This is a genomic window from Paenibacillus qinlingensis, assembly GCF_013204845.1.
GTDB lineage: Bacteria > Bacillota > Bacilli > Paenibacillales > NBRC-103111 > Paenibacillus_E > Paenibacillus_E qinlingensis.
The window spans coordinates 136976-160171 of record NZ_JABMKY010000006.1; the positions used below are offsets into that span (position 1 = coordinate 136976).

The following is a 23196-nucleotide window of genomic DNA, read 5'->3' on the forward strand; positions in this document are numbered from 1 at the left end:
ATGCCAATGCTCCCGAAAATAGAACCTTTTTTCGGAGGTTGCTACTTATAGTCGATTGGAAATAGTACATTCGTACAATATAGTTGGAATATTGTGTATGAAGTTAACAAGAGGAGTCATTCTATGTGTTGAAGTGGAGAAAACAAAATTCAACGTTAGTAGTAAGTATAGTCTTATTAACATTATTACCATTTGGAGGGACTGCAGCACAACCTTATTCGCAAAAATTGGTAATACCTATTTATTTCAGAAGAACTAAGTTCTAAAGAAAACACTGATAGCTTAAAAGCATTAGAATTGCCTAGTGCCATCAAGAATGTAAATACTATTGAACAAAACACAGTTGTAACATGGACGTATAATGACATGAGATCTAATGGGCTAAATGTTGGAAGTGTGAATGCTAATACGTAACCTTCAAAAATGCATGGAATAGCACAGATTTACAATATCAAATATTATTGAGGTGGGTGTAAAGCAAGAGGGGAACAGATTATTTATTGAAATGATGTTGGATGATAAGGCATTGCAATATCCTATTATAATTGACCCAACGATTTGCGGCCGCGGCTGCGTATTTATTTAGACTGATGATTAAGTCAATACCAGCAGGTAAAAAGTCAGCACCTGCATTTTGAATTGAGGAGGTGATTTGATTTATGCATATTGTTTGGGATAACATTGAAGAAATATATTATCCGATTCAAGGCGAGTTGAAAAACGGAAGTCACGTTTTACTAGCTATTGAGTGCGATAGTGAAATCGACGAACTCAATAGAAAACTGTTAAGTCCTTTTATTGATTCTTGGACATATCCACACAATGGAAAGTATATTGAACCATTTTATCTGAATAGTTTAACGTTTAATAAGGAAAAGACTTTTGAAGCTTGTATAATATTAAAGAAGAAAAACAGAGAAAAAGATGAATTTCGACTATTTTGTCAGGATCTTATTCTGTATTTGAATACGGATAATATTCATGTAAAATCATGGAAGCTGCTTCTTAAAGAAAAATAGTATAATTTTGAGTCCCAAGCAGAGGTATTCAACTCACTGGGGACTTTTTTTATCCGCCGCTGTATCGCTAACAATACAAGTAAATGATAGAACGATACTAGCCGCTAAACTTTCAATTAAGACGACGAGTTTTATTATGTCGAAAATTACAGCATCTTGCAACAGAGATACACTTGACTATGCTGCCCGTTTAGAGCTCGTCTGCGACGTTTGTATACGTAGCTGTTAATTTGCAAATTTCAGCAAGCATCTTTTTGCTCATACGAAAGTGAGATATATCGCTGCCTTTCAGTTAAGCAGTTTCTTTTTCTTCGAGCATAGGCGTAATAAATGATTCATCGAACTCAGATCTCATTTTAGGCTCACCATCCAGAGATTCAGATATTTTTGCGATGTTTTCAAGTGAAATATTACCTTACCATATGTAACTCCACCGATTATAGGAGAATTGAAAATTCCATTTTCCCCTTGAATCTCACATATGTTTCGATCTAATCAATAAAAATATCCCAATAACTTTAATTTTGTCGGAACTATAATGATACTTATAGTCCGTCGCATTTTTTGAGGCAATAACATAACATGAAATCTATAATCCTTACCATAAGAGGACCTCATGGTTCTAGCAAAATAATGATTATCACAAATTGAAAAAGGAGAGGACGAACAATGCTTTCATTTACAAAGACCGCTTCACTATCCATACTACTTGCACTGACTCTAACAACTGCTTCAGGTTGCGGACTTGGGGAAAAAGCTTCTGAAAAGGCTGCTGAAAAATTGATTGAACAATCCACCGGTCTTAAGGTCAATCAAGAAGGTGATGGGGTAACAATAAGTTCAGAAAAGGGTGAAGTGAAGTTGAATGGGGAAGCCAAGGAACTTCCAAAGGGATTTCCATTATCCGCATTTCCAGGTTCACAGATTGAAAGTTCGATGGTAACCAATACGAATGAGGGCAAAAATTATATAGTAGCACTAACTAGTTCTAAGTCGATAAATGAACTAGCTACTTATTATGAAAATGCGCTTAAAGAAAAAGGTATAAAACCCGAGCGTACGGACCTCAAGGAAGATGAGGGAGACGCCTTAAACTCTGTATTCCTTAACGGTAAATCAGATTCCCTGAATATTACCGTGCAAATAGTTAAAAATGAGAAAGAAAAGAACAAGGAAAGTAATCAGTTGAATCTTATGGTGACACAACTAAAATAGCAAATGAAACTATCTGGGTTTAACTTCGTGACGCGTACCAACCGTCTGAAAATGAAACCCGTTCATCCAAACCGTCATCGCATACTATATACCTGCGATGACGGTTTTACTATGTAGACATAGATTAACGATGGATAATTTTCATGCAAGAATAAGGAGAACTTTCAACATGGAGCTAAGAAGCATCAAAGCTAAAACACAATTTCTCATTTTGTCGCTACTCCTTGTCATAGTTGTTGCTATCACTTCGATCGTCTCTGAACCCAATCTATATAGTAATAAGACGAAGTATGTTTCGACGAATGCATACCTTAATGAGAATCAAATTACTATTACTCATGACTATAGTGATCCTAAGTACGGTACATATAAAGATAACAAGGCTACAGCCCTTTCCAATTTAGTGAACACCATTATGAGCGAAGAAAAAGGTACTTCCACCTATACCGCTTCCCAAGGACTCATCATTGTCTACTATTCAAAGTTAGAACAGAACGACTGGGTTTTGGCAGTAGCAGTTCCCAGACAAGAGCTAAATACAAAAATAAATGTATTAAGGCTGAAAACTATAGTTGTGCTTTTAATAGGAATGATACTCATAGTTTGGGTAATTCTACTTTACACGCGCAACCGAACGGCTCATACGACCCGTGTTAACAGGATGGCCGGGCATTTGGTTCAGAGTGACTTTATATATTCCATTAAGGTGAAGTCGAAAAACGAGTTTGGTACAACGGCTGAAAATTCAAATCATAGTAGACATGTTCTGAGCAAAATGTTGGTTAAAGTATCAGAACATTCATCCCATGTTGTGTTCAATTCTGAAAAAATGACGGCGAATACTGAGCAGACAAGTACGGTTGCTGAAAAAGGGTGAAAAAAGTTCATCCTCCTCAATCCCAATGCATGCCTGTATACTACGAGATGTAATAGGAGGGTCTCAAGGATTATTATACCTTGGGTTAATTCCAACGTCATAGAAGTTAAATTAATCCATAATTAGGAGGTGATTGTTTTCGTGAACAATTAGCTGAATCTGGGTTAGCTGCATACCAGTAGTGTTCAAAAGGATTACTACTAAATTTCTAACAGAAAGAAGGAGAAAAAGAGTGAGATGGACTAAACTGGAAAAAAAGAAAGCGAGATGGATAGCGACATTATTGGCTTGGATTGTGTTTTTAGCAGGTCTAATCCCTGCGTCTCCGGAAATTGTTCAGGCAGCAGAAAATTATGTTACTAGTGTGGTAGCTTCTCCGGGACAGGTGAAACCCGGTGACACTGTTTCTTTGCAGGCTTCGGTGAAATCTCCAGAGAACAGATCGATTTTGGTGGATGTTGAAGTGTTTAACGAAACAGGTAAGAAGGTGTTTCAGAAATTTATAGATAAACAGACGATTGCTGCGGGAGAAACGAGGACGTTTCCCTTCGAATGGAATGTTCCGACGAACCTAGAATCTGGAAAATATACGGTTAGTCTCGGCATCTATAAGGCCGGTTGGGGAGGCATGTACAAATGGCATGCGGGCGCAGCTTATGTGACTGTAGGTAAAGAGGTGGATAACGGCTTTACCATTGCAGCAACAGCAATGCCGAATCCAGTTAAGGCCGGAGAAACTGTCAACGTAGAGACGATTGTGTCTGCACTGAAGACACAGGAAGCAGTCGGGGAGATGACTATTGTAAGCCCAACAGGTTCCATTGTCGCTTCTAGTTTTTATGATTTGACGACTTTCGTATCCGGGCAGAAGCAGAAGTTTCCATTTTCCTGGAGCATTCCTGCAACTGTTCCTTCGGGCGAATATCGCGTATCCTTCACTTTGAAGAGCTCAGACCACAAAAAAGTGTATGCGAGTCAGCAGTCTGCTGCAGTGATCGAGGTGAAGCCTCCTGCGATAGAACCAGATGAAGACCATTCTGCTAAATACGTTATTACTGCTCATACGAAACGGGAGAAGGTGGGGCCCGGCGAAATTGTCAATATTGCAGCGCGGGTAAAAAGCTCTGAGGATACGACAGTACTTGTGGATGTTGAAGTGTATAGTCCGTCCAAAAAAAAGGTACACCAAGGGTTTTATGACTATCAAGCCCTGGTCGCCAATAAGCAGCATTCTTTTGGAATCGATTGGCAAATTCCAGCTGGCTCAGAGCAAGGTGTATACACGGTTTGGGTTGGTGTCTTCAAACCAGGCTGGGGACAGTTGTATGCTTGGGAGTCCATTGCTAGCAAGTTTCAGGTAACGAATACGCCGCCGCCAGTGGATAGAACACCTCCTTCCATTCCTTCTAAATTAATTGCGAATGCTGGAGAAGGAAAGGTGACGTTGCAGTGGTCGCCGGTCCAAGAATCGGATCTAGGATCATACAATGTTTATGTTTCTAAAGACAATGGTGGGACTTGGGACTCCGTCTTTGATGTCGGCCTGACCAACGATTACACGGTTAATGGCTTGAATAATGGAACCACTTATTCGTTTGCGATTACAGCCAAAGATCTATCAGGAAATGAATCAGCCAAATCTGTTCTCGTGCAAGCCACTCCTTATGACAATGTACCGACGGATACGACACCGCCTTCCGTTCCAGTGAATGTGTCTGCGAATGCAGGCGATGGAACGGTCACGTTGCAGTGGTCTCCCGTAACAGAATCGGATCTAGGAACGTACATGGTTTATGTTTCTAAGGATAATGGTACGACGTGGGAACCAGTAATTAATGTAGGGAATGCTACTAGTTACAAGGTTGAAAACTTGACGAATGGAACTAATTATTCCTTCACGGTTACGGCCAAAGATTTGACAGGTAATGAATCGGCCAAATCCGCAATCGTGGAAGCTACACCTTCAAATGCAAATGATGGTGCCCCAAGAATTCCGCAAGGATTTGAAGCGGAAGCAGGGGATGGATCGGTTACGTTCCATTGGCAAGCCAATACGGAGGCGGACTTGTTGGGCTACAGGCTTTATACATCATTGGATAGCGGTGCTACTTGGGATGATGGCTATTATGTCGAAAAAAGTCCTTTTACAAAAGATGAATTAGAGAATGGGAAACCATATACTTTTGCAGTTACTGCTTTGAATTATAACGATGTTGAATCTGCAAAGTCCAAGACAGTCACGGCAACACCTGTCAAAGGCCCCCCTCCAGTTCCTGGGAATTTAATTTCTATTCCCGAAGATAAATCGGTTGCGTTGTACTGGGACCGGGTGTTGATCGAAGATTTAAAAAATTATAACGTGTATGTTACAGACGATAACGGAGTTAACTTTGTGTTAGACGCGGGCACACAATCGTCATATACTGTGCCAGGTTTAATCAATGGGGTCGAATATACCTTTCAGGTTACTGCCGTTAACCAAGCGGATAAAGAATCACGGAAGTCGGCAGTAAGTAAAGCGACTCCTGTCAATGCGGACATAACGCCTCCCGCTGTCCCAAGCGGTTTGCAGATTGCGGAGGTAAAGAACGGAGAGCTTGCTCTTCAATGGCAACCAGTGACAGATACGGATTGGTCAGGATATCGCATCTATAAGTCTATGGATCACGGAGTAACTTGGGGAGAGCCAATAGTAGCTTATTCTACTGATTATCTAGCAAACGGCTTGACGAATGGCACAATCTATACATTTGCCATCACGGCCTATGATGTTTCTGGTAATGAATCTGAGAAATCAGAGGCTGTTTCTGGAACACCAACTTTGTACACTGTACCCTCAGGTCTTAAGGCTGCTGGTGGGGATGGTCAAGTGAAGCTTTCATGGGATGTTTTGAATGCCGCTGATCTGGGAGAGTACAAAGTATATACCTCACTGGATAATGGCACAACATGGCAAGAGGGAGTCAGCGCAGGGAAGGCAACGGTCTATACAGCCAAACCACTTGAAAATGGTAAGGTTTATACGTTTGCCATTACTGCTGTTCGTTCAACCGATCAAGGGGAATCCAATAAATCGGCGTCTGTTTTCGCCAAACCGGATGCATTAATTATTCCCCCAGATCCAGTTTCAGTTGCGCCTCCTTTGCCGGCAACTAATAATGTCACGTTCGAAGATACAGTATCCTTCCTTTATGAGGGTCAATCTCCGATACAATCGGGTGTAACGCCTGGAACGTTCGAGGAGGAGTCGATGAGTGTCATAACAGGCAGGGTACTGGATGCAGAAGGCAACGCGCTCCCAGGTGTCAAAATTGAGGTCATGCAACAGGAAAACTACGGGCACACTGGATCTCGTTTGGACGGAGCTTATGATCTGGTTGTCAACGGAGGCAGCACCGTTACTTTGAATTATGAAAAAACGGGATATATGACCGTTCAAAGGAAAGCACCAACAGGTTGGAATCAATTTTATGAGCTGCCTGATGTTCGCATGACTCCTTACGATACGAAAGTGACAACAGTTGACTTGTCAAAGCCTGACATGCAAGTCGCGCAAGGAAATACTGTGACAGATGAGGACGGGACTCGTAAAGCGACCATGTTGTTCCAGCCAGGCACGCAGGCGACGATCAAGTTGGCTGACGGCACGGAGAAAATGCTAGACACGTTGAACGTTCGTGCCACGGAATATACGGTCGGCGAGCATGGACGCGAAGCTATGCCAGGGGAAGTTCCGCCTAATGTTGCTTATACATATGCCGTAGAACTGTCGGCGGATGAAGCGGTTGCTGCAGGAGCGACTGACGTATCTTTTGACAAAACTGTGTATGTATATGTTGACAACTTTCTCGAGTTGCGCACAGGAAGCATCATCCCGAATGGCTACTACAACTTGAAAACAGGGGCATGGGAAGCGGAAACCGACGGGGTGGTTGTCAAAATTGTAGATATTGTAGATGGCCTGGCCCGAATAGATATGAATGGCGACGGCATCGCTGAGACGGATGAAGTATTGGCGCAAGTCGGCTGGACGGAACAAGAGAAGGCCAAATTGGCTTCGCTATATGCTTCAGGTACAACTTTATGGAGAATGCCTGTTACACATTTCTCACCTCATGACTATAATCCTTGCCGTATTGTTGATGAGAGACTTTTACCGCCGAAAGCAAGTCCAATGCAGAAGATCCCTTCTGAAGGAGACAGCGAGTGTAACCAATGGGGTTCCATAATTGGCTGTGAAAGTCAGACACTAGGACAACAAGTTCCAATTGAAGGAACACCTTTCTTGCTTGATTATAATAGCAGAAGGACACCGGGCTTTAAGGAGAAAAATGCGATCTATGTGCCTGTTACCGACGATAGACCACTTGTATCAAGTATTTTGTATGCAGAGGCAACTTTTGAAGTTGCAGGGCAAACCATAGTTAAGCGCTATCCGACAAGTGAGCTGCATGAAAATCTTGAAGATTCTTTTGCTTGGGATGGACTTGATAAATATGGACGGAAAATGGTTGGCCAGCACAAATATACAATGGATGTAGCGTATGGATATCCTGAAATGATGAATATTATGGTACTTCCATATGAAATTCCGAATTATGGATATCTTTTCGGGGAAAGCTTCGGTAAATTAGCAGTGGGGCCAGCGGCAGATGAACAAATTGCTGCTTACACTACGGAAGGCCGAGACGACATAGCGGCACATCGCATATACGAAGGATTAATTGAAAGCCCGAACAATCTTTATGATGGAATGGGAATTGCAGGCTGGAAACTGGACGTGCAAACTCAACTTAGTAACCTCGATAATATCGTTATTGATGAAATGGAAGCAAAAGATAAGGATGTAATTATTCGGCCATCGCTGTATGACCGTGGAAATGTGGTCGGATCGGATGGAAGCTTTTATACCACAAAAGGTTTGGACATCTTTAAGATTAAAAGCAACGACAAAGGCTCGGAAAAGGTAGCCTCGCTGCCTTCTGATAAAGATTTGTTACTTGGGGTTGGTCCTACGGGTACCTTATTTACTCGTAATACCGAGACATGGAATATTTCCCGAAAGCAGCCAAAGGAAAACAAGTGGACCAATTTTGCCGGGAATGGAACGGCCCGATCCACGTGGATGTATTATAAGGATGGAACCGATGCCAGAGGCGTTAGCCTAAGCAATTTTGAAGATTACGAAGTAGGGCCGGATGAAAGTTTGTATTTTGTGGATAAAGGTGCCCTTTATCGTATAAGTCCAGATAGTGAAATGTATAGCTACACGGTAGGGGATAGAGCGATCTTGGACGATAGGTATAAGGGAACCGGCAGTAATTCAGGAGAAGCTACAAAAATGAATGTTGGGGCTGCCGAGAGCGTTGAAGTTGCCCCTGATGGAACCATCTATATTATGCAGAATCATTTTATAACGACATGCAATTCAGGCTGCCCAGGAATCATTGTAAATAGGATTAAAGCCATTGATCCTAGTGGATCCATTCGGATTGTTGCAGGTAAACCATTTGCATCGGATCTTGAATCCGAGTATAAGAATGTGACTTACAATATTGCTGATGGTGCTGATGCCGCAGAGACTTTCTTCGTTACGGCTGATTTCCACTTAGACGGTGAAGGAAATATGTATTTCCTCAATTACGATCCAAATAAAGTGAAAGTGATTTATAAGATTGACAAAGAAGGAATTATACATGAATTTGATCCGCACGTGCTTGAGATGATCACGCTTAAAGCGGTTGTTAGAGTTGAACCGCCTAGGCCAATCACAAGTGTACGTTTGCTTCAAGCAGGTCCTGATGGAAACGTGTACTTTAGTGTGCAGACAATTGATAATACTTATCGAGTTTTTCGTTACGGTGTTGGAAAGAGCGGAGCTATCCAGGAAAAAATTGAACCGGATGACAATGGCATTTATGCGCAAGTTTTTGACATGCAGACAGGGCGGCAGTTGAAAACTGTAAGTAGCCTTACTGGAAAAACACATTTTGATTACAAGTATGATGCGGAAGGGCGATTAATCAGCTTAGTTGATTACAAAGGCGATAAAGTTACTATTCATCGAGATACTGCGGGAGTGCCTGTGGAAATCGAAAGCGCATATGGTCAAGTGACTAAGCTCAGGGTAGAGGATGGACAGTTGCTAGAAATAACGAGTCCAGCGGGAGAAGTGTACCGCATGACTTATGATGAGTCCGGTTTGATGACCCAAATGACGGATCCAGAGAACAACGTTAAGAAGTATGGGTTTGGAGAAAGAGGAAGACTCATACGTGCGCAAACACCACGAGAGGGTGTGAAAACATTGCAACGTGCAGATAAACCAAACGGATATACAGTAACATTTACAGATCCGGATAATAAAGTTACGAAGCATGAAACCACCCTAGCGCCGGGTTCACGGACGAGAACGGTAATTGACCCACTAGGCTTTAAGACGACCGTAGAGGTGAAATCCACTACTCGAACCACGAAATATTCGGATGGAACCACAGATACAGAGCTTTTAGTGTCCGACGAGCAATGGGGCGAAGAATTCAAGAGAGTTGCGTTCGCCACTCATCGCTCTAAAACGAATGAGATAACTGAAATAAAATACGATAAGTTTGTTGAATTGGAAAACCTGAATAACCCGTTAAGTCTCAAGTCACTGAAAACGGTCCAAACGATCGACGGAATGGCCACGACCAGCGAATACTTTCCTCTGGAGCGAAAAGTTGTCGTTACTTCGTCGGGCGGCCAAGTAAATGCCACATATATGGACGAATGGGATCGTACTGTGAAAACAGAAGAGCCTGGTACAGGTATCGCACCTGTATTGGTTACTTATGATGAGCATGGACGGGTGAAAATGGTTTCGAAAGGCGAACAATATCTCATCTATTCCTACAACGACAAAGGATTGGTTGCAACGGTTACGGATGCCGATAATCATGTGAAAACCTATACTTATGATGATGCTAACCGTGTTGAAACTCTTCTTACACCTGGGGGAAGACAATATCGGAATGGATATGATAAGAATGGAAATTTAACTGAATTTACGATGCCTAATGGAGAAAAGGTGCAACAGAAATATAGTGCCGATAATGAATTTGAGGGGATTTCGTTCGGCGATGAACAAACAGGGCTGAATGTTAAGAGAACCTTAGGGAATGCCAAGGACCTTTCGACACTTCCTAGCGGTCGTACAATTGATTATATTATGGAGAACAATCAAATGGTTCAAACAAATGATAATGATCTCTTGCGATCCTTCTCCTACGTTGCCGGCAATGGACTAGACCTCTTTGACAAAATAACGAGTGTGACCAAGAATGTATACGCGGACACGCAAACGGTTGATTTTGGTTACGATGAGAATTTTAATATCAACTCTGCCGTCTTTCATGGAGACGCTAACGGCCAGTTTCAATATGAATACAACAAACTGGGATTGATGACGGGTATGACTTCCACTGTTGTATCCGCGACATACGGTCAATTAAACGTTCCAACAGTGTTTGACTGGGACTCTAATTTCCGAATGACCCGAAGCGGTGATTTTAATTACAAATATGAGGGACCTAATGGCAGATTGAGTGCGATGAATGATTCAAAGCTTCAAACAGACATTGCCTATGACGATATGGGACGTTTGAATAAGCTTGTGTACAAACTCAAGGGCGTCGAGGTTTACAAGGTTTTCCTCACATATAATAAAGCTAATTTACTTGAGAGCAAACAGGTCATATCGAATGGGAAAACGTCTATCTACGAGTATACCTATGATGAGGATGCTCAGCTCAAAGCCGTAACCCGAAAAGGTGAAGCAGGAGAGATCTACAACGAAGCTTATGAATATGATGTGAATAAAAATCTCACGAACCGAGAACTTTTAAACGGTAGTAAAATAAGAAGTCAGTATGGACCGCTGGATGAACTTCAGCAAGTTGGAGATGTATCTTACAAATTTAATGTGGACGGACAATTAACTCAGAGGGGCGAGGATACGTTCCATTACGGAGCAAAGGACGAACTGCTCGAAGCAATTGTTGATGGTAATGGCATCCACTACACGTATGATGCTGTCGGTAGATTGGTTGCTAGAGAAAACGCTCAAGGCAAGACACAATATTTGTACGGCAATATCACGATGGCGAAGACGGTGACAGCGACGATTGATTCAAATGGCGTCATCACTCTCTATAATTACGACGTGAATGGATTGCTCATTAGTTTGGAACGAAATGGTCAAACTTATTACGTAGTGTCCGACAATATCGGGACACCGCAGCTTGTTCTTGATGAGTCGGGCAATATTGTGAAGGAGTTGTTTTATGACAGCTTTGGTCTATTGCAATCTGACTCGAACGCAGCATTCCGGTTAGATATCGGTTTCGCAGGAGGAATCGCGGATGAAGATACTGGATTTGTACGATTCGGTTCTCGTGACTATGATCCAGTATCTGCCCGATGGACTGCCAAAGACTCCATCTTCCTGGACAGCAAGCAAGCGAATATGTACGCTTATGTCGGCAATAATCCGATTATGCTTAGAGATCCTTGTGGTCAAGCATGTGTAGGAGGCTCCTTTTATAATTTAGTTGGAGGGGGAGCTAAAATTTGCATTGATGACGAAGGCATGGCTTTCTGCGGCGAAATTGGCGTAGGAGTGGGTGGAGGGGTTGAACTCAATCTTTTTGAGGAAGTTCCGTTAACCAGTGTGGGAGCTGAGGCGGCAGTGAAGATTAAGTATGGTCCAGTAGGCATAAATATGGGTATAGAAGGAAAGCTAATTAAAGGGAATCCTTGCTTTCAAATAAAACCCAAGTTAACAGCAGGAGCTGGCCCATTAGAGATCGATCTAATTGACCTGTCCAAAAGCAAGAAGAAAGCCAAAATGGATGAACTTGGAAAAAAACCAACAGAGGTGTTGGAAAAGGCAATAGACAAAGCAAGGGGTGCACGAGAACAAGATATATCTTTGAAAAACAACATAGAAGCTTCAGCCAAGTTAAAAGGCTGCATTAGTTCTAAAAAGTAATACGATTAGGCTGTCCTCATGGTGAACACACGAGGGCAGCCTAGTTTTGTAATTAGGAATGCTTGGAGGTGAATTACCACTTTATATAGGGTATAGGGGTATGGTGTATTGTTGGTGTGAGGAGGAGATAAAATTGGTAAAACATGATATCCAAGAATTAAATGAGGGCTGCTCTCATTCAAACAGTGATCGAATAAGTCATCATTCAGATAAAACAAAAACTAATCCGATTTCTAGGCTTAATCGCATCGAAGGACAAATTCGCGGTGTGAAAGGTCTTATTGAGAAAGATACGTATTGTGACGATGTGTTAAATCAAATCGCCGCGATTCAATCAGCTTTAAACGGTGTTGGGAAACTACTTTTTGAGCATCATCTAAACAGTTGTGTAATTGAGCGCATTCAAGAAGGGGATAATGAGGTTATCAAAGAACTCATGATTACCATGAATAAATTATTGAAATAAAAGGGAGAGATTAGATATGTCAACTTAGTTGGCAATGGACTTTTTTAATCAATGTTCAGGTTGGCATAATTGCTTTGTTCGTAGCACCTAAACTTCTTACAAAAAGTATCCGAAGAAAAGGCAGCATTGACGTTGTAGGTTCTGCACTTGTTACTGCATCTTTATTTCTACTCGTTTAGGGTATTGTTACAGCAGAGATCAATGGATGGGGCTCAACGTCGACTGTTCTCACGCTTATTTTAGTAGCTGCAATGTTTATCCTTTTCCTTGTTATTCAAGCTGTGAAGAAAGAACCTCTTGTACCATTACGTATCTTTAAAGTACCAAATCTGGCTGCAGGTAATATTGCACTTATCATGCTATCAGGTGGTTGGATCCCATTATGGTATTTCCTCAATCTTTACTTGCAGCAAATATTGAAGTTTTCTGCTTTTACTGGCGGAATTAGTTTGCTTCCGACGACGATTATAGTTGCCGTCTTTATGATGTTCGTTACAGGTAAATTGATTGGAAAGTTTGGCATAAAAGCAAGCCTGGTCATTGGGTTAATTATACTTGGAGGTTTGATGCTCCTCTTGTTCTCTGCAAGCACGCCAGTAAATGGAAGCTTTGTGGCTCATGTGTTGCCTGCTTCTCTATTAGGTGGTCTAGGCATGGCACTGGCCTATATCCCTGCTACAATGGCAGCTATGTCGGGAGCTAAACCTGAGGAGGCGGGACTCGCATCAGGAATTGCAAATACAAGTTATCAGATTGGATCTGCAATCAGTCTGGCCATTATGGTCGCGATTGCAGCATCGACGACGGCTTCCTACTCTGGTAGCGACCCTATAGCAGCTCTGAATATGGGGTTCCATCAAGCGTTCTTATGGTCTGGTATCATAACTTTTGTAGGAGCGTTGTTGGCATTTATGTTTATTCGTACCCCTAAACAGGGGAACCAATGAGACTTACAGCTATGTAACTGGGTTTTAGTCTCCAGTTAGGCTATGTGCATGATTAGGCGAGCTGTACTGGCATTTCAAGTCGATGGTGTATGTATGGACAGATTATTTTAATATGCACCGTAAAGAAAGGCCGAATTTCCGGCCTTTCTTTTTTGATTATTCTATGATTGGGAAACTACTTAGAGACTGCATCATGGCCTATTTCAGAGACTAATTGAATCAATAATTCCAAACGATTGGGAATATGGCTAGAAATATTCATGACACTAGATAGGAGAAGTATGCAGATGAATTAATATATAGCATTCCGTTTAGAGTAAACAACACTAAATGGAAGTATATAGAATAAATTGCGATGCTATGTGGGACGGCTCTTTCCCATGCACCTTTTTAAGTATTCCCCCGTGAATCCGCCATTAATAACTAAATATTGACAAACTATTTGCTGGAATTGTTGAGCGCTGCTACGTTAGTCAAATAGTTTATTATCTCAGTCAACAACTCTATTTTCCAGTCTAACACTATTTTTCACCGAAATTATTATCACTCTCTATTAAAAAAAACAAGCAATAATATCAATAGAATTTTAATGTTATCAACATAATTTTTTCATATTAAGATTATGTTAAAGCGCAAATATATATGTATATGATTTTATGTTTTTATATCTATCATAAATTGATAAGTGTGATTGACAATTGATAATGTTAGATTCTATTCTAGGCATGTAACGGATATGGGCTTTATGATACGAACAAGGCTTTACTCAGCTTGGAAAGTTCAGCTTGGTGAGCCAATCACTGGGCACGATTTGACATGGCGGCCTACGATAACATATGGTTTGACGATTTCGTCGACTGCCAATTGGAGAACGGCATTGTCCGCTCATGTGCCCTAGTGAAGGCAATGAGTACTCGCTGGAGTGCCATGGGTTCCAGCCGTATCTTCATTCCGTGGAACTACTACATGGCTTATGGCCACTTGGCATAGATAATGGCGAGTAGACCTTTAGGTTTACAAGCTTATTTATATGGATGAGTTAAGTGTTGTCATACTAATAACAATTAATTTTTCTGTTGCATTGGTATATGCTCCTTCTTTTACGTAAGAAATCAGTAACTAAACGCCGTGAGATACCGGTATTTAAAATATATAAGGCAGGATAATTTCGGAATTTTGAGCGTAGCAAGACAAAGGAGATGTAATTATGGCTTTGACTCAGAATCAAGTGAAGAGAATGAATTCTTTTCAGCAGGAACGTTTTACAGAAGATCAGCTTGACACATGAAATTTTAAACATACGTAAATCCTTAATCGCTTCAGACGGCTTCTTCAACTGCGATAAATCATACTGCTTCGGAATGCTTCGGCGGTAGAACAAGTAAAGCACGAGAAGGCTGGCCGCAACGGAGAACAAGGTTGGAACGATCGTCCGACTGGCATATTCGACAAAGCCTACGCCAAAGATGTCGAAAAAGAGGATGTTTACAAGGTTGCTGACCACAAGCAGAAGTGAAGCCGTGTCGGAGATAAAGCCACTTGCCAAGATGAACATGATACTTATAGTGCGTAGACTTTTACGTACAATGCTCGTTACCATAAAAGTGCGAATTATAGGGATCGGCATGGCGCAGACGGAAAGGAGGTGATCCCATTCTTGGAAATAAGAATGGATTCTGTAATTGACTAACGGATTGTCCCTTTGTTTTCCGAGTAGTCAGAATATTCTTTACATTATCTTAACAATTATTACATTCTCTTAACAAAAACGGTGAGGAAACTCAGATGGTGACCAATTACGCGCGGAAGGTCATTGCCTTCCTGGTCGTAACGATAGGATAGAGCGTTCCCCGATGTCATGTTGAATCATAAAGGAGGTGATCTCATTATTGGAAATAAGAATGGATTCTGTAATTGACTAACGGATAGTCCCTTTGTTTTCCGAATAGTCAGAATATTTTTTACATTATCTTAACCATTATTACATTCTCTTAACAAAAACGAGGAGGAAACTCAGGATGTTGACCAATTACGCGCGGAAGGTCCTTGCCTTCCTGGTCGTCACGATTGGATTTGGTTTTATTTTTTTCGCCACGTCGGGCAGCACCGCGTCCGCCTTGAAAGAGCGTCCCCCAATCGCGCCGGAAGTGAAGGAGTCTTATGCCGGGGTAATCAATGCAGAATGGATGGAGTTTTGCCTAGTAGATACTCCGTATTCCGATGAGAACGTAACGGACACCGACAATTATACGATTACGAGCACGGACGATCCGGATTTCTCCGGCGGCGTGACGCCGATTCTGGTTCAATACCGGTATTTCCCCGAGCAGGCTCCGTACAATCCGTCCCACAAGGAGAATAAGGGCAAGATTCAGGTCTTCTATCGTGCTTATCTCAAATTGCCTTCCTCTGTGAAGTTCAAGGAGGGGAACACGTATTCAATCGCCATTAAACCTGCGGTTGCTCAGGTAGAAGCGTTCCCCTTCAAATTTGACTTGACCAAACCGAATCTTGTGATCCATTCCAATCAGGTAGGCTACCTGTCGGAAGGGAAGAAGATCGCCTATCTGTCTCTCTGGACTGGTCAGGGAAGCATTGAGTTCGGCGCCTACAAGAAGTTCCATGTGGTGGACAAGACGACTGGAAAAACAGTCTACACTGGATCGGTCACCGCGCCGTATCCTTTCGTTCTGGAAAGATGGAGCAAAAGCTACATTTACACGCTGGACTTCAGCGCCTTGCAGGCGGAAGGGAACTATGAGCTGTACATTCCCGGCGTCGGCACATCGTACCCCTTCAAGATCAGCAGCCGGATCTACAAGGACAACATCGCCTACACGGTCACGCGTGCCCTGTTCCATCAGCGCGACGGCGATCACGGACTCGATAATCCTGCAAATACCCACTGGAACCGCCCGCCTGCGCATCTCGACGATGCGATCGACCAGGCCCTGTACCTCGCAAACGGTAATGACGCAAAGAAGGCTAAAGTCGACCTGACCGGCGGACATATGGACGCGGGAGACCGGGGCAAGTACCCCTATAACTCGGCTTATCTCGGCATCGATATGCTGATGGGTGCCAAGTATTACCCGCAGCAGGTGGAGGCGCTCGGCGAGTCGCTGGAAATTCCGGAATCGAAAAACGGAGCGCCAGATTTCCTGGATGAGCTTGTCTACGAGCTCGACTGGCTGTATAAAGCGATCACGAAAACCACTACCAACGGCATGCTGGCGAATTATCTCCGGCCGCAGGGCAGCGATCCTAATGTGGGGTCATACGAGATCGGTCAGCCGCTGACAGGCGCTACGAACCGGATGTTCTACAATGCCACGCAGGGACCGAACAGGGCCGAGACCCTGTTTGCCGCAGGTGTAATGGCGCAGGCGTACAATACGCCGCTCATGCAGAAGTATTATCCGGATAAGGCCAATGTCTATCTAACTGCCGCCGAAAAAGCCTTCAATGGATTCGTCCAGTTTGGTGATACGGATGAACACGGCACCTATTACGACCAGACAGATAAGGGAGCGAAAAAATCCTGGTCCAATGAAGTGGTTTTGGCAGCAAGTGCGCTTATGGTTGCGACGGGCAAACACGAGACCTACATGCCGTATCTCATGGAGCATATGCCGACCAACCTGAAGGACGATACGTACAAGAACATCAAGCTCTGGGATTGGGTGCTGGACCGGGCGTGGCTCGGGACCTTCGTGTCGCTGTACGAGAATCCATATGTCACGGAGGAGATCAGACAGTGGGCTAAAAGCGGCATCATTAATTTCGCGGAATCGGAATTGAAGAACGAGTCGCCGTTCGGCGCTTCCACGCAGGATGACGGATTCAAAGGGGATCAGATCGGCTGGCGGTTCACCAGCTCGAACCTGATGCCGCTCGTCGTAGGCTATAAGGTCTCCGCCGATCCGGAGAGGAAAGCGGTCTATATGGATCGTATCCGTAGGACGTGGGACTACGAGCTGGGCGGCAATGCCGTCAGCCGGTCGTTCATTACAGGACTGGGCGATCCGCAGAGGTCGCCGCGCTGGTTCGTCCACGAGATCAGCCAGTATCAATGGGTAGCTCATAAACAAGCAGAGGCAAATAACGAACAAGGAGGCTGGGTGGAACCGCCGCCAGGGTATCCGAACTCAGATCTGCAGAGTACGCCTTATCCGTATTGGTTCGACGACCCTTGGAATATGGTCGCGAAGACGAGGATTTTCCCGAACTATAAGGATCATGCCAAGATGTACCGCTACACGGATTCGTGGAATGTAATCAATGAGTTCTCAGTCAATATTCTGTCCGCGAACGCCACGTCCATGCTGCCGTTGATTCCGGTGAAGACCCATGCGCTTACCGTGAACCCTGGAGGGGGCGAGGTGCTTCCGGCGGGCGGCACTTACAGTGAAGGCATGGAACTGAAACTTACGGCGAAGGAGAAAGCCGGACTCAAGTTTTCCGGGTGGAGCGGGAGCGTAACGGGGGGCAGCAGAACCGTCACCCTTACGATGGATGGGGATAAGAACGTTACCGCCAATTATACGGAGTTACCGGTGAAGACCCTCACGGTCGACGCGGCTAACGGTACCGTTGCGCAGGAGAACGCAGACGGCAAGTACAGCCAGAACGACGTTGTCACGCTTACCGCGGAGCCGGCGTACGGATACAAATTCAAAGAATGGACTGGAGCGGCAACGGGTACCAATCTGACAGTAGACGTCATCATGAACACCGACAAATCCGTCACTGCCCACTTCGATCCGGTGCCCGAGTACACTCTTTCGGCTGGAGTCTCGGATTCGTTGAAGGGAACGATCAAGGTCAATCCGATCAAAGAGACCTACCTGGAAGGCGACGAGGTCATTCTCACAGCCGTCAAAAAATTCGGGTATCGGTTCACCGGCTGGACCGGCCTTGACGGGAACGACAATCCCGCCTTGGTTAAGATGAACGGACACAAAGAGATCACGGCGAACTTCACGGCCGTGCCCACCTACCCGATTACGTTCATGGCAACGGAGGGCGGCAGTGTCACGTCCGTTGTCGACAAACCGGCGAATGTGCAAGATGGAAAATACGAAGAAGGGACACAAGTAACGCTGAAAGTGTCAGCTAAACCAGGCTATCTGTTCACCGGCTGGAGTGGCGATGTCGTCAGTAGCGCGAATCCTCTCATCTTCACCGTTACCGGCAGCAAAGCGGTTGCGGCCAACTTCAAGCTGGCATACGGACTGATGAGCGTGGATGTCACGCCGGTCGCCGGGCAACCGGGGGGCACGACGGTAGCGGACAATGTCTATACGCTAACCAGCCACGGCACGAAATTCGGCGTTGCGCCCGACAGCTTCCGGTATCTGCTGCGTGCGGGGCAGAAAGGTGACACGGTCTTCACCGCCCGACTGGATTCCTTCACCACCGACAATACGGCTGGAGCCGTAGCCGGCATCCAGATGCGCTCGAGTCTGGCGGATGATGCCAATTACGCTGCGATTCTGGTGAAGAACGGCAAACTCATCGTCCAGATGAGAAAAGGCGGTCCGTGGTTCGATGTGTTGCCGAAACCGCCGTTTGTTTACATCGATGCGGCGCAGCCGATCTGGCTGCAGATCAAGCGGACGCTCAACCGGGATATTGAGCTGAGCTGGTCGAGTGACGGTTTGAACTGGAACTCCTATTACAAGGACACCATCTGGGGATGGGACGGCGCTAACACGGAACTGACGATGGGCCTGTTTACTTCCGCTGGCGAGAACAATACGGGAACCGTAAAGACGGCGACCGCACAGTTCAGCCAAGTCAACTGGCCGGGCATGCATCATCTTACGGTGAATGCCGGTTCGGGGGGAATGGTGGAAGGTGAATCCGGTCTCTATAACGCAGGTTCAGAGGTTAAGTTGAGGGCGGTACCGAATGCTGGGTATGCCTTTACCGGCTGGGAAGGAGCTCTGACGGGCAAGGCCAATCCTAATGTTGTGAAAATGGACGGAAATAAGACCGTCACGGCCACCTTCAGCAAGATGCCTGATATCTGTGAGCTGATTGTGGAGAACGTCACAGGTGGCACCATCGTGCTTGACCCTCCCGGCGGCAGATACGCACCGAATACAGTGGTCAAGTTGAAGGCGATACCCGACGAAGGGTACAGCTTCGTATCCTGGAGTGGGGATCTGATAGGCACGACAGATTCCATCGATCTTCTGATGGATGGACATAAGATGATCTCAGCGAAGTTCGTCCCTTACAAGAACGCTGATATTCTGACCACCCATGACGGTAGCACGTCCGAGGACGACAGTGGGATCACGATTCGGGCATCCGGAAACGCCTTGTGGGGAGAAAACGACAGCTTCCGGTATACCTACAAGGACAACCTAAGCGGCGATGCCGTTATTGTCGCCAAGGTGACCGAGTTCAACGGAACGGCGAACAATGCGCGGGCAGGCATTATGATCAGGCAGGTAACCGACCTGCCGAACGATTACCAGGGCATTTTCATCACCAACGAGAAGAAAATACGCAGTCAGTTCCGAATCAACAACAAATGGACGGTTGTCGATTACCCGGCTAACGGGCAGGTTGCCGACGCCTTGGAACTTCCGGTATGGCTGAAGGTGGAGAAGATCGGCACGCGGCTGACCACATACTCCTCGATGGATGGCGAGAACTGGGTCCAGAGGGGCTCACAGACGATCGCGTCCATCCAGGGTTCGTTCACCGCGGGTCTGGCCGTTACCGCAGGTCAGGACGGGAAATTCGTCACGGCCAAGTTCGGTCATGTGGAGTGGCCTACCGTGCCGGCATTTGCGTTAAAGACCGAAGCCGTCAACGGAATTATTTCTGTCAGCCCGTCGGATGCTGCACATCCGTCAGGCACCGAGGTAACGATGACCGCAATCGCGGATACCGACTACGTCTTCACCGGCTGGAGCGGCGACCTGAGCGGCTTGACCAACCCGGCTACGATTACGATGAATGCCGACAAGCTCATTAAGGCCAACTTCAGGAAGAAAACGGACACGTACACCCTGAGCACCATCGCGGAGCATGGCGTCATTACACGGAGCTCTGAGCAGGAAACGTACAGTCCGGGGACACAAGTCACCTTGACCGTTACACCGCACGAGAATTATGTTTTTATGGGATGGAGCGGCGACTTCGTCAGCACGTCTAACCCTCTAACTGTCATTATGGACGGCAACAAGACAATCACCGCAAATTTTGCTTTTGTGCTGAAGCCGGGACAGTATGAGAATGCGGATGTCGGTGGCGCGGCCGCCGGGGCTACGGTTCATGAGGGAGCGTCCATGAAGGTGACGGGCTCAGGAACGAACGTCTGGGGAATGGGCGACAAGTTCAGGTATGTTTATCAGAACGTTAAGACCGGTGATGCCACGATCGTCGCCAGAGTCGACGGGATGACCTATTCGGGCAGCGCGCCGCACTCGGACATCAAGATCGGCGTCATGGTCCGTCAGAGCGAGGCGGCGAATAGTGCCCACCAAGGCATATTTGTTAGCGGAAGAGGCGAGCTTGTAAGCATCAAGCGTGATTTTGCCGGATCATGGTCCCAGACCATTCCACCCAATGCACCTACCGTTAAGGTTTCAGGCCCCATCTGGTTGAAGGTTGGAAAAGTGGGGAATCATGTGAAAACCTATTCGTCGATCGACGGCGCCGAATGGACCGAGCGAAGCTCGCACACCCTAACCTTCACAGTGCCATTTACAATGGGATTGGTCGTATCCGCAGGTGTGGACGGTCAATTTGTCGAGGGTACCTTTAGCAACATTATGTGGCCGGTTTTACCTACGGAGCTGGATCAACCATAATAACGATACGAGCGAGATTGCTTATATCCTGGAACAAGCTGCAGGTAGATAAATCGGCGTCTGCAATGGCTCATCGTCAAGTTATCGACACTTGATCCACCGGCTCTGGGAGTCGGTGGGAACGTACAAGGGGCGGGTAATCGGTTCCGCCCGGAATGATAAGAAGAACCATGATCCATCGAGGCCACTGAAGAACTGGCAAATTTAGATTAAATAATTGCTCGCGTACAAAAAGAAGACATCGACCACTTCGGTAGATGTCTTCTTTTTATAAATGAACCCCATTTAAACGAAAAGGCTAGTTCTTCAGTGGCCTCCTGCTCTCCCATACTCTTTTTCCTAAGACGATCAACAATTAAAGCAATACTTTTTTTCCGTTATCAAGACCAAAACTTATGAAAATTAAATAAAATAAAGGGTTCTACATATTTTGCAAGACCAATACGTGAACCCTTTATGTAGTAAACGACCTAAGAACCTCGATCCTTTATTGAAATATTGATCCTGTTGAATCTCTTATCGACGTCCTCGGAAGGTGCGGCGCAAATCCTCAACCCACTTGTCCGGAATTTCCCAGGGGATGAAGTGTCCACCATGTTCGTGGGCTGTGATGTTGACATGTTTATACCAAGGAGCCCGATCGCTGTCGAGAAAATTTGGTACGCGATTTTGGGTCGTGATACCCGGCGGATTTTCGTAGCCTACGAAGGTTATACCGGTTGGTGCCTCAATGACAGGTGAACGGCTATGATCCGGTGTCCATGGATAGCGGTTAGCGTTCGCATAGACGCGCATTGAGGTTTCGATAGCGTTGTTGACCCAGAAGATTGTTGCGTGTGTAAGGATGTCGTCCTTTGTAAAGACATTCTCGACGTTGCCCTTATTGTCACTCCATCTAGCCCATCGTTCCAAGATCCATGCGAGCATTCCAACTGGGGAGTCGCTCAGTCCGTAGGCGAGTGTGCTGGGATCAAGAACATGAACGGCGAGATGCGATGCGAAACGGCGGTCAAACTCCAAAATCTGTGATCGAATTTTCTCAGGGATGTTGTCGGGAATGGGACGACCTCCGGAGAGATCCCAAGCGCGATCTCCATTAAACAGGCTCAGTTTTTGAGCAGACCCAATATGTATTGCGTAGAGCTCGTCACTATATTTGTGTCCCAGTTGACCGGTCACGAGAGCGCCTACATCGCATCCCCCTGCCGCGTATTTCGCATAGCCCAGAGTATCGGTCATGAGTGTATGCCAGAGATCGGCGATTTTCCAAAAATTCATGTCCGGATTGTTTGGCAGTGGCGTCGAGAATCCAAAGCCAGGAAGTGAGGGCACGATAACGTCGAATGCTTCAGCCGGATCGCCCCCGAATGCGCCAGGGTCCGCTAGTGGATCAATGACCTTGGACCAATGCCAGAACGTCCAAGGCCAGCCATGGGACAGGATCAATGGTACAGGTTTGGGCCCAACGCCAGGTTTACGCATAAAGTGCACAGAAACTCCATCAACATCTACTTTATAGTGCTCGTAGGCGTTGATAGCCTTCTCGGATTTGCGCCAGTCAAACTCGTTAATCCAATAGTCGACGAGTTCCTCAAGGTAGTTCCGACTAACACCGTAAAACCAGTCATCATTACCGGCATCGAGAGGCCATCTGGTTGACTTTAAACGATTTTGGAGATCAGCAAGTAACTCATCCGACACGTAGATCGGACTCGGTTCAAGCGCAAAAGGAGCTGTTGTCATAAGTGTTCCTCCTTGTAAGATGGAATGTACTTCCTTGTATTCGTTTGTTTTGTCCCTCATTCGGGTATG

The 23196-nt window shown here is 45.4% G+C and carries 8 protein-coding genes and 1 pseudogene; 7 read left to right on the top strand and 2 right to left on the bottom strand.

Going from position 1 to position 23196, the window contains the following annotated elements; all coding sequences use genetic code 11:
* Positions 1-659: 659 nt before the first annotated feature.
* From HQN88_RS14000 to HQN88_RS14025, 6 genes are all read left to right on the top strand, one after another.
* Entirely contained in the window at positions 660-1019 is a 360-nt protein-coding gene (locus HQN88_RS14000) for a hypothetical protein (protein WP_173112712.1), read from the top strand.
* A gap of 669 nt (positions 1020-1688) precedes the next feature.
* Complete coding sequence (locus HQN88_RS14005; protein WP_173112715.1) at positions 1689-2234, top strand: hypothetical protein; 546 nt, start codon at positions 1689-1691, stop codon at positions 2232-2234.
* Between the two features lie 169 nt (positions 2235-2403).
* Positions 2404-3111 (top strand): methyl-accepting chemotaxis protein, encoded by a 708-nt coding sequence (locus tag HQN88_RS14010; protein WP_173112718.1) that lies wholly within the window; start codon positions 2404-2406, stop codon positions 3109-3111.
* A 232-nt stretch (positions 3112-3343) separates the two neighbouring features.
* Positions 3344-12139 (top strand): fibronectin type III domain-containing protein, encoded by an 8796-nt coding sequence (locus HQN88_RS14015; RefSeq protein ID WP_173112721.1) that lies wholly within the window; start codon positions 3344-3346, stop codon positions 12137-12139.
* Positions 12140-12272: 133 nt separating this feature from the next.
* On the top strand, positions 12273-12605 hold the full coding sequence (locus HQN88_RS14020) for a metal-sensitive transcriptional regulator (RefSeq protein WP_246320238.1): 333 nt from the start codon (positions 12273-12275) through the stop codon (positions 12603-12605).
* A gap of 197 nt (positions 12606-12802) precedes the next feature.
* Positions 12803-13552: an MFS transporter gene (locus tag HQN88_RS14025; protein ID WP_274319421.1), complete on the top strand. Its 750-nt coding sequence runs from the start codon at positions 12803-12805 to the stop codon at positions 13550-13552.
* Positions 13553-14825: 1273 nt separating this feature from the next.
* On the opposite strand, the pseudogene HQN88_RS38635 reads toward HQN88_RS14025, so the two are convergent.
* Positions 14826-15152, bottom strand: a pseudogene (locus HQN88_RS38635) (ArsB/NhaD family transporter); the annotation flags it as partial.
* Between the two features lie 418 nt (positions 15153-15570).
* Here HQN88_RS38635 and HQN88_RS14035 point away from each other — a divergent pair.
* Entirely contained in the window at positions 15571-21384 is a 5814-nt protein-coding gene (locus tag HQN88_RS14035) for an InlB B-repeat-containing protein (protein WP_173112733.1), read from the top strand.
* A 516-nt stretch (positions 21385-21900) separates the two neighbouring features.
* On the opposite strand, the gene HQN88_RS14040 is transcribed toward HQN88_RS14035, so the two are convergent.
* On the bottom strand, positions 21901-23127 hold the full coding sequence (locus tag HQN88_RS14040) for an epoxide hydrolase family protein (RefSeq protein ID WP_173112736.1): 1227 nt from the start codon (positions 23125-23127) through the stop codon (positions 21901-21903).
* Between the last annotated feature and the right edge of the window lie 69 nt (positions 23128-23196).